This window comes from Sphaerospermopsis torques-reginae ITEP-024 (assembly GCF_019598945.1).
In the GTDB taxonomy this organism is placed as follows: Bacteria; Cyanobacteriota; Cyanobacteriia; order Cyanobacteriales; family Nostocaceae; genus Sphaerospermopsis.
Genome location: NZ_CP080598.1, coordinates 3,591,554 through 3,605,774, shown reverse-complemented (window position 1 = coordinate 3,605,774; position 14,221 = coordinate 3,591,554). Strand labels below are relative to the sequence as shown.

Annotated in this window: 14 protein-coding genes; 4 read left to right on the top strand and 10 right to left on the bottom strand. The window is 35.7% G+C overall.

The genetic code is table 11. From position 1 onward, the window contains the following. The first annotated feature begins 549 nt into the window (after positions 1-549). Both K2F26_RS16780 and K2F26_RS16775 read left to right on the top strand, forming a co-directional pair. A complete protein-coding gene (locus K2F26_RS16780; protein ID WP_194055544.1) occupies positions 550-1,533 on the top strand; it encodes an RNA polymerase sigma factor, RpoD/SigA family in 984 nt (327 codons plus the stop codon). A 576-nt stretch (positions 1,534-2,109) separates the two neighbouring features. Beyond that, the gene (locus tag K2F26_RS16775; protein ID WP_220608715.1) at positions 2,110-2,832 is read left to right on the top strand and encodes a hypothetical protein; all 723 of its coding nucleotides are present in this window, start codon (positions 2,110-2,112) and stop codon (positions 2,830-2,832) included. 120 nt (positions 2,833-2,952) lie between these two features. Here K2F26_RS16775 and cobO read toward each other — a convergent pair whose 3' ends face one another. The 3 genes from cobO to K2F26_RS16760 all read right to left on the bottom strand — a co-directional run bounded on the left by cobO (position 2,953) and on the right by K2F26_RS16760 (position 4,461). Continuing rightward, positions 2,953-3,639: a cob(I)yrinic acid a,c-diamide adenosyltransferase gene (gene cobO / locus K2F26_RS16770; protein ID WP_220608714.1), complete on the bottom strand. Its 687-nt coding sequence runs from the start codon at positions 3,637-3,639 to the stop codon at positions 2,953-2,955. A gap of 169 nt (positions 3,640-3,808) precedes the next feature. Further along, positions 3,809-4,171, bottom strand: coding sequence for a DUF5615 family PIN-like protein (locus K2F26_RS16765; protein WP_220608713.1), 363 nt, complete (start codon positions 4,169-4,171; stop codon positions 3,809-3,811). Further along, a complete protein-coding gene (locus K2F26_RS16760) occupies positions 4,168-4,461 on the bottom strand; it encodes a DUF433 domain-containing protein (RefSeq protein ID WP_194055537.1) in 294 nt (97 codons plus the stop codon). The genes K2F26_RS16765 and K2F26_RS16760 overlap by 4 nt, the downstream gene beginning before the upstream one ends. A gap of 305 nt (positions 4,462-4,766) precedes the next feature. On the opposite strand from K2F26_RS16760, the gene K2F26_RS16755 reads away from it, so the two are divergent. Continuing rightward, positions 4,767-5,915 carry a homospermidine biosynthesis protein gene (locus K2F26_RS16755; protein WP_220608712.1) on the top strand — a complete coding sequence of 383 codons (1,149 nt, stop codon included), beginning with the start codon at positions 4,767-4,769 and terminating at the stop codon, positions 5,913-5,915. Between the two features lie 309 nt (positions 5,916-6,224). Here K2F26_RS16755 and K2F26_RS25215 read toward each other — a convergent pair whose 3' ends face one another. The 5 genes from K2F26_RS25215 to K2F26_RS16730 all read right to left on the bottom strand — a co-directional run bounded on the left by K2F26_RS25215 (position 6,225) and on the right by K2F26_RS16730 (position 10,305). Continuing rightward, positions 6,225-6,341, bottom strand: a complete 117-nt coding sequence (locus tag K2F26_RS25215) for a DUF2887 domain-containing protein (protein ID WP_302850024.1) — start codon at positions 6,339-6,341, stop codon at positions 6,225-6,227. A gap of 10 nt (positions 6,342-6,351) precedes the next feature. Further along, entirely contained in the window at positions 6,352-7,362 is a 1,011-nt protein-coding gene (locus K2F26_RS16745) for a DUF4435 domain-containing protein (protein WP_220608711.1), read from the bottom strand. Between the two features lie 4 nt (positions 7,363-7,366). Further along, entirely contained in the window at positions 7,367-8,788 is a 1,422-nt protein-coding gene (locus K2F26_RS16740) for an AAA family ATPase (RefSeq protein ID WP_220608710.1), read from the bottom strand. Positions 8,789-8,977: 189 nt separating this feature from the next. Then, positions 8,978-9,673 (bottom strand): 3-oxoacyl-ACP reductase FabG, encoded by a 696-nt coding sequence (gene fabG, locus K2F26_RS16735; RefSeq protein ID WP_220608709.1) that lies wholly within the window; start codon positions 9,671-9,673, stop codon positions 8,978-8,980. An 89-nt stretch (positions 9,674-9,762) separates the two neighbouring features. Further along, positions 9,763-10,305: a DUF2231 domain-containing protein gene (locus K2F26_RS16730; protein ID WP_194055525.1), complete on the bottom strand. Its 543-nt coding sequence runs from the start codon at positions 10,303-10,305 to the stop codon at positions 9,763-9,765. 644 nt (positions 10,306-10,949) lie between these two features. On the opposite strand from K2F26_RS16730, the gene K2F26_RS16725 reads away from it, so the two are divergent. Then, complete coding sequence (locus tag K2F26_RS16725) at positions 10,950-12,008, top strand: hemerythrin domain-containing protein (protein WP_220608708.1); 1,059 nt, start codon at positions 10,950-10,952, stop codon at positions 12,006-12,008. A 69-nt stretch (positions 12,009-12,077) separates the two neighbouring features. Here K2F26_RS16725 and K2F26_RS16720 read toward each other — a convergent pair whose 3' ends face one another. Both K2F26_RS16720 and K2F26_RS16715 read right to left on the bottom strand, forming a co-directional pair. After that, entirely contained in the window at positions 12,078-12,392 is a 315-nt protein-coding gene (locus K2F26_RS16720) for a chromosome segregation ATPase (RefSeq protein WP_187038976.1), read from the bottom strand. 367 nt (positions 12,393-12,759) lie between these two features. Next, a complete protein-coding gene (locus tag K2F26_RS16715) occupies positions 12,760-13,941 on the bottom strand; it encodes a M20 family metallopeptidase (protein ID WP_220608707.1) in 1,182 nt (393 codons plus the stop codon). Positions 13,942-14,221 lie beyond the last annotated feature (280 nt).

The window sequence follows — 14,221 nt, the reverse complement described above, 5'->3', positions numbered from 1 at the left end:
GTTATCCAGCCACTTGTAAGCAACAGCAGAGGGGTTTTTAACGTCACTATAGATATATAGCCGTAGACAGAGTAGTGAGGAAATCAATTAATCATGAAACTCTTACTACAAAAGGGTTTTGCTCCTGACTCCTGACACCTGACTCCTGCTATAGTTAGCGTTTTCAGGAAGTTGAAAATAAAATTTAGCAGTCAGTCCATTTTACTTTATAATAGAAAGATTTAGCTGCTGCTCTTTACTATCTGCCAAATTTGCCGTACCATAAGAAAAGTAAAACTCATACTGACTTCGTGTTTGACAAATGCTGTCATCCGCAAAAGAAAGGAAGAATTCTTGAAAACCAACCAGTGTGCTTCTAAGATATTCCAAAATTAAAGGAGGGTTGGGGGAACCCATGCCAGGGTAGCACCGTCGTGACAACGGCTATATAAATAAATATATTGCTTATAGTAGCTTTGATGATGTCTATGGATGTGTATGCCACCCTTATTAATTCACCCTAGTTGAGAAAAGATTGATTTTGTATAGGGAGTAGAGGACAACGCACCAATGCCTACTGTTAACAACGAAACTGAAAACCTGAATGCCAAATTCACGGCTGATATGGTGCGAACCTATCTGCGGGAAATTGGCCGTGTGCCACTACTAACCCGTGAGCAAGAGATTGTTTATGGGAAGCAAGTGCAGCAAATGATGACGCTGCTTGAAGGTAAAGAAGCTTTAGCGAAAAAACTAGACCATGAACCTAGTTTAGCAGAATGGGCTGCCCATGTTAACCAATCAGAAAATGAAGTTAAACATACGGTGGCGTTAGGTAAGCGAGCCAAGCAAAAAATGATTGAAGCGAATTTGCGCTTGGTTGTGGCGATCGCCAAAAAATACCAGAAACGAAACATGGAATTTCTGGATTTGATCCAGGAAGGAACATTAGGTTTAGAACGGGGGGTAGAGAAATTTGATCCCATGCGGGGTTATAAATTCTCGACTTATGCTTACTGGTGGATTCGGCAAGCGATTACACGAGCGATCGCTCAACAAGGTCGCACTATCCGCTTACCTATCCATATTACCGAAAAGCTGAACAAAATTAAAAAGGTGCAACGGGAGTTGGCGCAAAAGTTGGGCAGGTCTCCAACACCAACAGAAATCGCCAAAGAACTGGAATTAGAACCTGCTCAGATTCGTGAATATCTGAATATGGCACGTCAACCAGTTTCTTTAGATGTGCGGGTTGGTGATAACCAAGACACCGAACTGCAAGAAATGTTGGAAGATGAAGGTCCATCTCCAGAGTATTACACCACTCAGGAATTTTTGCGCCAAGACTTAAATAACCTGTTGGCAGAACTCACACCCCAACAACGGGAAGTTTTAGCTTTACGGTTTGGTTTAGAAGATGGTAATGAAATGTCCTTGGCGAAAGTTGGTGAACGGTTGAACCTTAGCCGTGAGCGAGTCCGTCAACTAGAACATCAAGCACTTGCACATTTACGCCGTCGTCGCGCCAATGTTAAAGAATACGTTGCCAGCTAAAAGCGTAGACAAGCACCTGCTTGTTAGAAAATATGACTTTTGGCGGTTCGCCTCCTAATATTTAGGAGGCAATTTTTTTAGGGAATAGGGGTTTGGTTAGTATTTCACTTACCCAGGAATTTTTACTGAATTTTTTTTTGCTCTGATCCGAAATCCCCAGGTTTGCTGTTGTAGTTAATCTTTAGACCCATGATCATCAAGATGTCAGTTAATGGTTTATATCAAACTTTGATATCCAATCAAGTGATCAGGATCAATACTTTACCTGTTTTCACCCATTGAGGAATTGACAATACAAATGTCAAACTTAATATATCTCAATTAAATATTAAATCAAAGTTGGTAAAAAGATTTTTGTCATCTCCCACAAGAATGACTCTCTAATGCGAAGCATTACACTTTTCAACAATGATATTTTGAGATTATCAACTAAAATCTATAAAAACTTCATCTTTTGATGGTTTTTTATTCCAGATAATATAGATAAAACTTTTGCAGGAATCTTTAAGTATTGGTGTTTGGTTATTATTTAGGTAAGTAGATAACAGTAGTTATTTTAGTTACAGGAGATGTCGGGTGCTTAACAAAAATTGTCAGTTCATTCCCCAAGGTAAATTCAAACTTCCCGTTGTTGGCTTACTAATTACATTTGGAATTTTAGGTTTAGGTGTAATTGGTGAACAGGTGAAAATTAACCTGAAATCTACAGCCACAGCAGCGAATTTACCAAGTTATACAAATCAAATTCACAGTAACAATGAAAACTCTCTTTTGTCAAGACTGCGAGATATTAGAGATCAAAGAAGTCAACTTCAGTTAAATACTGTTGAACCACAAAATGTAGAATCTAATGTAGAATCTGAAGCTTTAAATAGAACGTTACACAATATACCCACAAATACAAAACAAGGAGGAGGAAAATCACCTGTTAATTTTCCTGAAAAAGATGGAATTTATCTTTATGGACAGTCCTCAACACCAAACGAGTTAGGACAAGGTTATATTGTGTTTCAAAAACAGCAAGGAAAGGTAATTGGTGCTTTGTATATGCCCAGTTCTGAGTTTAGCTGTTTTCAAGGTACAATTGCTCAATCTGGTGAGTTAGCAATGACTGTAACTAGCTCTCCTGGTGAAACTGGTGTAACTCAAGTTTCAACTACTAGCAGAATACCCACCTTCACCGATGAAGATACTGCTACCTATGCTTATTCTATAGAACTGCAAGACTATCATCAATTAAATTCTGTTAGTGCTAATGATAGAAAAATTTTACAAGCTTGTAGTCAACATTTCAGGTAAGCATTTTGCTATTAGCAGTCAGCGTTCAGCTTGTTAACAGTTACGCCCAAAATCAATATTTGAAATATTCTGACTCCTGTACGGGTTTAGCAGTGCTAAACCCCTACTGACTCCTTGATTTTAATACTCTATTCCCGCTTGCGCTTTAATTCCTTGATCTTTAAAAGGATGCTTAATTAAAGTCATTTCTGTGACTAGATCCGCTTTTTCAATTAAAGCCGGTGGTGCGCCTCTACCTGTAAGAATTATGTGTTTATCTCGTGGTTTTTCGGCTAAACCTGCTAAGATTTGTTCAACTTGTAAATAACCAAGTTTGAGAGCAATATTAATTTCATCCAAGAGTACAAGTTTAAACTCTGGGTTGCGGATAAATTCTAAAGATTTTTCCCAAGCAGCGTTAGCTTTCTCCAAGTCTCTATCACGGTCCTGGGTTTCCCAGGTGAAACCTTCACCCATTGCATGAAATTCTAGTTGATCTGGCCAATGACTAAAAACCCGCTTTTCTGAAGGTTCCCAAGCACCTTTAATAAATTGGATGATCGCTACTTTATATCCATGACCAAGCGATCGCATGACCATACCCAAAGCAGCAGTAGTCTTACCCTTGCCATTACCTGTATTAACAATAATTAAACCTTTTTCTGGTATGGCTTTAGCTATACGTTGATCTTGTATCTCCTTGCGACGCTGCATTTTTTTGCGGTACTGTTCATCATTCAGGGATGCAGTTGAAGATGACATGACCTCATCTATTAAACGGGAAATTTCCTGATCAGAATTTAATTCTTCTGGTTGGTCGTTTTTCATAAACCCTATTGATAAATAACTGTTAAGCCTACGAGAATGAAGTATAATTGTTTTGTCTTGAGTAAAGTTACAGGAGAAATGAGATAAATTCTGTTAGCTGTAATCTTAATAATTCAAAATTGTCACAACATTATAATAAAACCATAATCATTTATTTTGTTGGTGATTTTTAAACATAAGCACTAAGAAATACCAATTCGTTAACCATGTCTTGGGCTGACTTTTCAGCAGCCAGTTTCAATAATCCTCGTAGTTGTTGACCAACCGAATATTGCTGTTGTGAAGCTAAAATGATTCCAGTATGACTTTTATTCTCAGCCATAAAATCACGATGTAATCTACAAAAATCACCGATATTGAAACTATAAATGACTCGCTTTTGCTCTGTTGCCCAAATTAGTTGTTCTTCATCGGTATAACCCAATCTCTTAACATCGGCAACTGTCACAACATCTAAATCAGCATTTTTCAATGCTTGTATCAGTGCAGTTTTGATAGTATCTTCATCTAAATAGAAGCAAATACGATTCATGATAGATGTCTTGCTTTATATTCTAATTCAAGTCGCTGACATTCTTCTTGATATCTAGCAAATTCAATATCTAGTAATTCCTTATTAGCATAATAATAAGCCAACGCAGTATAAATACCTGCAATTGTCAAAAAAGGCTTATCTTCAATGATTTCTTCTGGGGTCATACCAGATTTAATCTCATTGACAATATACTGTACAGTAATACGAGTGTCAGCGATTCGCGGACGACCACCACAAGTACCTGGTGTCCTAACAATCAAAGTGGAAATGTCTGTGAGGGTTGGCATCGGTTTCTGACTTAATCCTTTGGGATAAATTTCAATAAGTCTTATCTAGCAACAACTTTGACTGCGAAGTTTATATAATTACTAATTTTTTAATTTTAATATAAGAAACCCAAAAATTCTGTAATAACTGATCACATAATTTCACATTTCCCAAAAACTTAACCAAAAAATTAACATTTTGATTTTCTCTGTGTTCTCCGTGCCTGGACCGGTTAGTTTAAAAAAATATATCAACCCAACTTGAAACAACCGCCTAAAAAATAGATAACATTAAATGCGGGGTATTTACCATGAGAGAGTAAAAAATGTCAAAAAAACAAGGTAAAAAAATTGCACCCATACCCATGTCAGCCGACATTAGTGTGGTTGATTTAATTAACAATTACTTCACTGCTTATAATTCAGCCCGGTTACGGGAAGCTTGTCAACTGCTGAGTCAGGATATCTTTCAACCAGGTGTCACCGTCGGGGTGAGTCTTTCCGGTGCTTTGACACCAGCAGGTTTTGGAGTTTCCGCCTTAGCGCCTTTAATTCGTCATGGTTGCATTGATTGGATGATCAGCACTGGTGCGAATCTTTACCATGATATGCACTATGGTTTAGGTTTTGAATTGTTTGCGGGTAGTCCATTTTTAGATGATGTCAAATTACGGGAACAAGGAACAATCCGTATTTATGACATTATTTTTGGCTATGATGTGCTGTTAGAAACCGACGCTTTTATCCGTAAAATTCTCCAAGCTGAACCTTTTCAAAAGCGCATGGGAACGGCTGAATTTCATTATTTACTGGGTAAATATGTGCGGGAAGTAGAAAAACAATTAGGTGTACAGCATTCCTGTTTGTTAGCTACAGCTTATGAATATGGCGTACCGATTTATACTTCTTCCCCTGGTGATAGTTCTATAGGGATGAATGTGGCAGCTTTAGCTTTAGAGGGTTCTAAGTTGGTGTTAGATCCAGCTATTGACGTGAATGAAACTGCGGCGATCGCCTATGCTGCACGGGAAACAGACGGTAAAAGCGCGGCTGTAATTCTTGGTGGAGGCAGTCCTAAGAACTTTTTGTTACAAACCCAACCGCAAATTCACGAGGTTTTAGGATTAGAAGAAAGAGGACATGATTTCTTTGTCCAGTTTACCGATGCGCGTCCAGATACAGGCGGTTTATCAGGTGCAACTCCCGCAGAAGCAGTGAGTTGGGGTAAAATTGACCCGGATGAGTTACCCAGCGCGATCGTTTGTTATACCGATAGTACAATTGCGCTGCCATTGGTAACAGCTTATGTGTTAAATCAATGTGAACCTCGTCCTTTAAAGCGGTTGTATGATAGACGGGATGAGTTGTTAGATACTTTGCAAAAAGATTATTTAGCAGCGAAGGATAACCCGGTAGTTAAGGAAGGTGGGGAGGAAGTAGCGACTTATCCCTGCGGTACGCCGGTGAAGCGTTAGGTAAAACCCATGATCCGACTGGGAATGAATTCCCAGTCTCATAGCAAAAGTCATCTAAAGATGACTAAAAATACCCATCAATCTATAGTTTACTTTAGTAAACTTTGACTATTGCCCCTATATTTGTTCATCGAATGTCTATTTATTATTTTGCTTTGCGATCGCTTGTTGCACGACTTCGATATCTAACTCAAGTATAGGAGCGATTTGTTCTACATTTAGCCCCTCATTTAACAGTCTAGGAATGGTTTTTAACTTAGTTTCTAACTCTGTTTCTTCTTTGACTTCTTGATCAAATCGGGTTTTTTGTCATTCTGTTAATCCAAGCATTGCTTCTAACTCCTGACGGGTATAGGATGAGAATTTGTCAACCAGCATTCTTTCTACTAATTCTAAAAGATAATTACTGTTAGATTTTTTTATCAAATTAATAAAACTAATTAATTTCTGTAGCTAATTTTGTTTTAATTTTTTCCAGATTCTGATCAACTTTATTAGCAATAAGATATTTAAAACTGTCACTCAATTTAGTGTCAATATCTTTTTTTGCAATATTTTCAATTCTACTGATTGTTTCGTTAATAACCTGTTCCGTAGCTTCACTTAGATTCTGCCTTACTTCCTCTATCTTTAAATTAGTCAATATTCTAATAATTGTTTCCATGAAGGGTTGAACAAATTCTTCTAATACACTATGTCCATAATAAAAGTCTAAAATTTTTTCTTCCTGGATTGAATATTGTTCTAATAATCGGTTTTTGATTTCAGGAATATCATGTTCAAAAGTGGCATCATACCAACCTTCACCCATTTCATTTCTCAGTTTGTCTAATATATCATTCACCCTTTCTTCAATCTTTTGATATAAAATATTCTCATTTCCAATATTATCAAATTCAGTTCCTTGAAAACGCAAAATTTTTTTAAATGTTTCTTTATTAATAGCAGTCTCATCAAAACTTTGAATCTGATTTTCTCTTAAATAAAACCAAATATAAAATAAAGGCGCGACTTTTCGAGAAATATTTTCTAGCAAAGCTTGGAAATTATCATATCTCTTGGTGGTTAAATCTTTGCAGATTTCATTTAATGATAAATGATGACATTGGAAATTTTCTTTACTATAAACAACTGTGTGATAAATATATTTAGCAATATACCAAACTTGCTCATCATAAAGATATTCACAATCACTATCAACACAAATAATGAGTTTTTCACTGACAAAATCTTTAAACTTTTTTAAGATATCTTTTCCACGAGTTCCTCTAGGAACAGGATTAGGAAAATCAATTTTATCTCTTAATTCTGGTTTGACATTTTCAATGATACATTCCCAAAGTCTTTGATCATAAATATCCTCAACTAATACAGAAATATCACACCCTCTCATCCAGGCATCTTCTACCATTCTTTTAGCCAACATTTCATAATCCTGCTCTTTCATTATTTTACCTTTTGAACTTTAATTTATTTAAGTATCTATAATTTGGTTTGATTTTATAATACTCTCGCATTTCTTCCAATAAATTAATTTCATCTGTGTTTTTGGCTTTACCCAACAAAGTGCTGAAAGTGATTATATCAGGATATAATTGCAGTTTTTCGTGATTGCTTAGATTTTGAATAAGCTCTAAACCTGCTTCCACTGTATTAACTTTTTTTATCAAAGTATTAAGTGTGATTTCATTAGGCTTAACATGAGATAATTTTGTATAAGTTTCTGCTAATATTAAATCAAAAATTTCTTTTGCATCAGCATAATTGTTAAGTTTTGAAATCAGAGTAGTAAAAGTAATGACATCAGGAACGATCTGATTTTCTTGGAGAAAATTTAACAATTCCAGACATTCATCTTTTGTGAATGAAGTATATGCTTTGATGTGACGATTAAATTGATAAAGTTTAGCAAATTCACTACCATAAAAACCTCTAAAATCATTTTTTATTTTTTCTAGCCGACCTTGTAATTGTGTATTATTGTCTATAATTGTTGTAACTTCTGTTGAATTTTCAACAGCAGATTTAATTTCCTCAATTTTTGTTGTTTTCTCAATCCATCCTTGATAAAAAATAGTCGGTGAATGAGTTGTAATAATAATTTGACAATTGGGGTTTATTTGTCTGATGTGTTCTATCAAACTTCTTTGCCAGTCAATGTGTAATGATATTTCTGGCTCATCCATCAATAATATATAAGGCTGTTTGTCTTGCAATAATGTTTTTAATAAAATAATCAGTATTTGTTTTTCCCCTGATGACAAATCTTGGGGTAATATTGGGGTTTGAATCCCTGTTTTAATAAAATGAAATTCCTTTTCATCAAATTTTTTATCTGTATGAGTAAATAGATAATTTATTATTTCAATAAATGTTTTTTTGGGTTCATATATAGCTTCAATTTTAGCTAATTGATTTAGTCTACTTTCTCCATCATCTTGTTTTAAAATTGTTTCAACTTTATTTGATAAATCTCTTTGATAAGTTACAAATTCTAGTTTTAGTTTATCTAATTGATAATCAAGTAATGTGAGATTTGGATCTACACTTTTTTCAACTACATCGAAAGTGTTAATAAATGATGTGTTTAATGTATAGTTGATGTCTTGTTTGTTACCAGTGATACTTCTGTTTTCACTATCAACTCTGATGACAATATCATCTTCTAAGGCAATAATCATTTCATCAATAGGATCAAATAATCTAAAATTAAGTTGATTATCTTCAATTGGCTGAACTGCTTCATTAAGCATTTTGAGTATTGTTGATTTACCTGAACCGTTTTTACCAATCAAAACATTGACATCTTGATTTAGTGTCCAGGAAAAATTATTTCCCCACAGATTTTTAATTTCTATTTTTCTTATATACATAGATTTTACTTAATGGATTGATTTATAATTTCTAATAATTTTCAATAATACATTATACCGCAGCCTATGGCAATACCAGCAAAACTTAATATTATTCTACTATTCAAAAATAAAAAACACCCATCCAGTTATTTTCCTGAATGGGTATTAATCACAAAAAATATACAAAAAAAATCTACAATTCAATTATCAAACATTCCCATAAACCGGAATAGCAGCGCCTCTCACATCCTTAGCAGCTTCCGAAGCTAAAAAACAAATTACCTCAGCAATAGATTCCGGTTTTACCCATTTATCCGCGTTTTCTGCACCCATCGCTTGGCGGTTAGTAGGGGTATCAATAACGCTGGGAAGGACAGTATTTGCAGTGATATTAGTTCCTTTGGTTTCATCAGCTATAGCCTTAGTTAATGCTATCACACCAGCCTTAGCAGCAGAATAAGCCGCTAATTGTCCCGCAGGTTCTACACCAGCGCGAGAACTAACAGTAACAATGCGCCCATAGCCATGTTTTAACATACTTTCCAGGCTATATTTACAAGTCAAAAAAGTAGTATTGAGATTTAATTCAAATTCATTTTTCCAACTATCAAAGCTGTATTCGTGGGTTTTTCCCATCGAAAAACCACCCACCAAATGAATTAAAACATCTACTCGCATCATGCTATTAATGACTTGTTTTACAGATGCTTCATCTTGTAAATTAGCCGGAATAAATTTAATTCTGGCAATATCCGCCGGTGATAAAATTCCCTTGAGTCTTTCCACATCTTTAAGACTACTATAAGGAATAGTAACATCAGCACCTTGGGCTAAAACTGCGGGTGTGACACCTAAACCTAGTCCACCAGTACCACCTGTGAGTAAAACTTGTTTTCCTTTCATGAAAGATGCACTTTTTTAACCTTCATGAATTAAGATAACGCAATTGCTGATTTATACCAATCCAAAATCCAAAATCCAAAATTGAATGACTAGGGATATCTTTTACTTCCCGCACCCACCACACCAATTTTATGGCGATAGGAAAGTTCTGCACCAAACCATCCGGTAATACTGGTTAAAGTTCCCACAATTAATGATAGCAATAAACCCCAAGGTAGTAAATTTGATTCTGCATCACCCCAACGGATAATAAAATTCAAAGTTGTGAAAACCAAGATAGAAATATTCAGAATTAAATGCGCCCAACCAGCGGCACGTTTGCGGACTCTTTCTATTTGTAAAAAGTCACTCATGCCAATAACTGAAGCGATCATACCAGTAACTAAACCTAATCCAATTAACCACACAGAAGCCCTAGCCCAAAAATAATCTCGCGTTAACCAATAACCAAAATCACTACCTAAAGCTGCGGCTAAAAAAGCGATAGGGAAAATTATACTCAAAGGATGTAAAGGATGTCCAGCTATGGATACGGTGCTGGGTACACCACTATCTAAATATTCTCGATCATCGCTTTCAATAATTGGTGGTACATTGGGAAATGGTGTAGAATTTTGTTCTGTAGTTGTCATGATTTCATATCCTTTTATTCAGCAGTAGGAATTTTATTAACATCAGCTTCCGCTTGTAAGGTTAATTTGCCTTTTCTCCCAAGCCTGGATTTTCTGACATAATCACTTAATTTATTCATTAACTATCTTTGAGCAAATCTATAAAATTGACAATGAAAATTTATCTATCTGCGGATATAACAGAAAATAAAAAGTTATATAACTTTTAGTAGAAGTAAACATCATTAACAGATATTTGTGGCGATTATTTCTGTTTCAATAGCAACATTCAAAGGGTTTATAATAGCAATTAGTCTCTGGCTCAAATAAAGTTTTAATCCTGGGAGCATCCCAAAAGTGTAAATTTATTTTTATCTAACGAAATAAAATGCTTCAAGGTTTGATATGATTGAACCGCAAAGGGCGCAAAGGACACAAAGGTAAGAAAGTTTTAGAGAGTTTTTGCTGTGGTTGCGTTGATTTTTGCAAAATTGGGATGCTTCCTGACTCCTGACTCCTGACTCCTGCTATATATCCAGTTTTTCTATCCAGAGTTAATAATGTAATCGCTCAAAAGAAAGATGGAAAATGTCTAGTGATTATGCGAACCTGGGATTGGTAATAAATACGATTACTTGCGATTACTTTAGCTAGGAGAACTCAACATGGTAGCCACTTTAGATGATACCAAACGAAATGCTATTGCAGTAAAATTGGCAGATATGAAGTTACTGCAACAGTTAATTATTGATAATGAAGAAAGATTTTTAAGAGAATGTAGTGATGGTGAAATTGCTAATAATCTCCGCAAAATGCTAGATGATGACCGCAAAAATCAAGGCATTCTTGATACTGTGGTAGTTCAATATGGCATTCAAAAAAATGCAGAATCTACAGTACAAGAAATGGTGGCAAAAGTTCGCAAATTAATGCAGGGTAATGAATTAAGTTTCTTTGAAAAAGTATTTCAACATGAGTTATTGAAGCATCAACAAGTCATGAATGGAATTACAATTCATAAAGCTGCCCAGAAAGTTGGTGCTGATGTGATGGCAGCAATTGGAACTTTAAATACTATCAATTTTGAAAACCGCGCACATCAAGAACAACTGAAAGGAAGTTTAGAAATTTTAGGAGTGCGGGAACTAACAGGACAAGATGCAGATCAAGGAATTTGGGCAAGAGTTCAAGATGCGATCGCCGCTATTAGTGGTGCTGTGGGTAGTGCTGTCACCCAAACTTCTGATAAGCAAGATATGAATATCCAAGATGTTCTGCGTATGGATCACAATAAGGTAAATATCTTGTTTACAGAATTAATGCAAAGCAATGATCCACAAAAAATTCAAGAATATTTTGGACAAATTTATAAAGATTTGAGCGCCCATGCAGGTGCGGAAGAAGAAGTAGTTTATCCGCGAGTTCGTCCTTTTTATGGTGAAGCTAACACCCAAGAATTATATGATGAACAAGCTCGCTGGGGTCCTTGGTTTGAAGAATTAAGAGGTATTAGCCCTGCTACACCACAATTTAAAGACAGACTCAGACAAATTTGGGATCAAATTGGCGATCATATTCGTCAAGAAGAAAGCACAATGTTTGCCGCTATTCGTAATAACATGAGCAGCAGAGAAAGTGAGGAATTAGCTACACAATTCAAAGCTGCTAAAACTAGAATTCAAGAAAGAATGGGCAGAGAAACTAGAACAGAAGCCGCGGTCTAGAGTTGCTTACTGCTTCATATTGTAAGGGTTTAGCATTGCTAAACCCCTACTCCTGAATTCTGTATTTATTCATCTCATTCCTAACATTCGATTCACTTGTGCAGACTGTAAAGGTTTGCGTTCTATATTCTGGAAAAATTCAACTTCCTTCAAAAAAGAATAGGCTGTTTTAAAATTACTTAAATTCAGTAAAACAATATCTTCATATACTGTATCTTCGGGAACTTTTATATCTACAAATAATTCTTGTAGGTTATTTTGCGCTATTGCCAGATTCAAAAATTTTAAAAATGATTGCCGTTTTTTAGAACGAACATTCAACAAGTACCAGTTATTACTAATAGGTTGAGACGATGAAGATTCTAAAGATTCTATTGGTGGCATAGTATAGATGAAGTTGATGTGAAAATTGAAAGCTCTGAGCTATCTTAGAACTTGAGTTAATGAATAGTAGCCAAAACCAGATTTTTTAACTTACTACTACTCCCTTCTTGCTAAAATCTCTAACAGATTACTCCTTTTCTTCCTTTGTGTACTTTGCGTACTTTGCGGTTAATTCATCAAAAAATTTGCGAACTACACCGGAACAAGAGTAATCAAAATAGTATAGCAGGAATTTTCTCTAACTTCACCTGTAGCAATAGATTTATTCATGAGATTTATTCATGACAAATATTCATAAAAAACTACTCCCCGGATGGGGAGATATGCAGTAGATTAACATCTAAAAAATAATCACTATCGCTGTAATTTATTTAGACTTCCAATATTTATAAGCTGCATAAGCTAATGTCACCACTCCAGTAATAATTGCAGATTCATCAACTTCAAATTGAGGATGATGTAAAGGATGATTGATGATTCTATCTTTATAGCCTACACCCAAACGAAACATCGAACCAGGGGCGTAATCTAAATAAACAGAAAAATCTTCCGCACCGAGAGAAGGTTCGGGTAAAACTTGCACGCGATCGCTACTCCAAGCTTCTTCTGCTGATGATTGCAATAATTGTGTCAAAGCATAATCATTTTGTACACTGGGTACACCTTGACGATAATTAACTTGATATTTTGCATCATAGGAATTACAAACATTAGCAACTATATTTTCGATCCAGTTTGGTAACTGAGCGCGAGTTTCAGGATGGAGCGATCGCACTGTACCCAATAACTGTACTTTATCCGCAATCACATTCGCTGCTCTACCACCATTAATCTTACCAATACTCAACACCACAGGACGCAAAGGATTTTGAGTACGGCTAATAGCTTGTTGTAATGCGGTAATTACCTGTGAAGCAATCCAAATCGCATCCACGGCTTCATGCGGACGCGCACCATGTCCAGATTCACCCAAAATAATAATTTCTAAATCGTCTGCTGCTGCTGTCAATGCTCCGTAACGAATACCCACAGAACCAGCGGGAATAGAAGGGAAAACATGAACACCTAAAATAGCAGCAACATTATTCATTGCTCCATCTTCTACCATCCAGTTTGCACCTTGGGCAATTTCTTCTGCTGGTTGAAATAAAAACCTGATTTTACCACCCAACTCATCAGCTATTTGGGATAGTACCATTGCTGTACCTAAACCTACCGTAGTATGTACATCATGTCCACAAGCGTGCATTACTCCTTCTATTCGTGAAGCATATTCTAAGCCACTTCGCTCTTGTATGGGTAAAGCATCCATATCAGTACGAATTGCCAACACCCTATCATCCGGATGAGTGCTGTGTAATTCGCCGATCACACCAGTTTTACCCACCCCTTCTACCACGTGCAAACCACTGGAAGACAAAACACCAGCCACAAACGCAGCAGTTTGATATTCTTGGCCGCTGAGTTCTGGGTGTGAATGAATATGACGACGAATTTCTACTAAGCGGGGTGCAAGGTTGTTTGCTATCTCTTTAATCCGGGTTAGCATTGAATTGAATGTAATTTACAGCGTTGTTCTTATCATAAATAAGTGTCAACTAGGAAAATGCTTTCATCTGACAAGATATTTAAGAAGTTGTACAGAGTTAAGGGTATAAAGTCGAAAATTTTTGTATCAGCATATACAAAATTAGCAACTACTTCTCAAGGCTTAGGTAATTGTAAAAATAATATAAAATTTTGTTAAATCATCGTTCTAGGGGTAGGCAAAATGAAATATATTGGATATATTTAACTTAATTGCCTATACCGAAAGATTTATAGTCTAC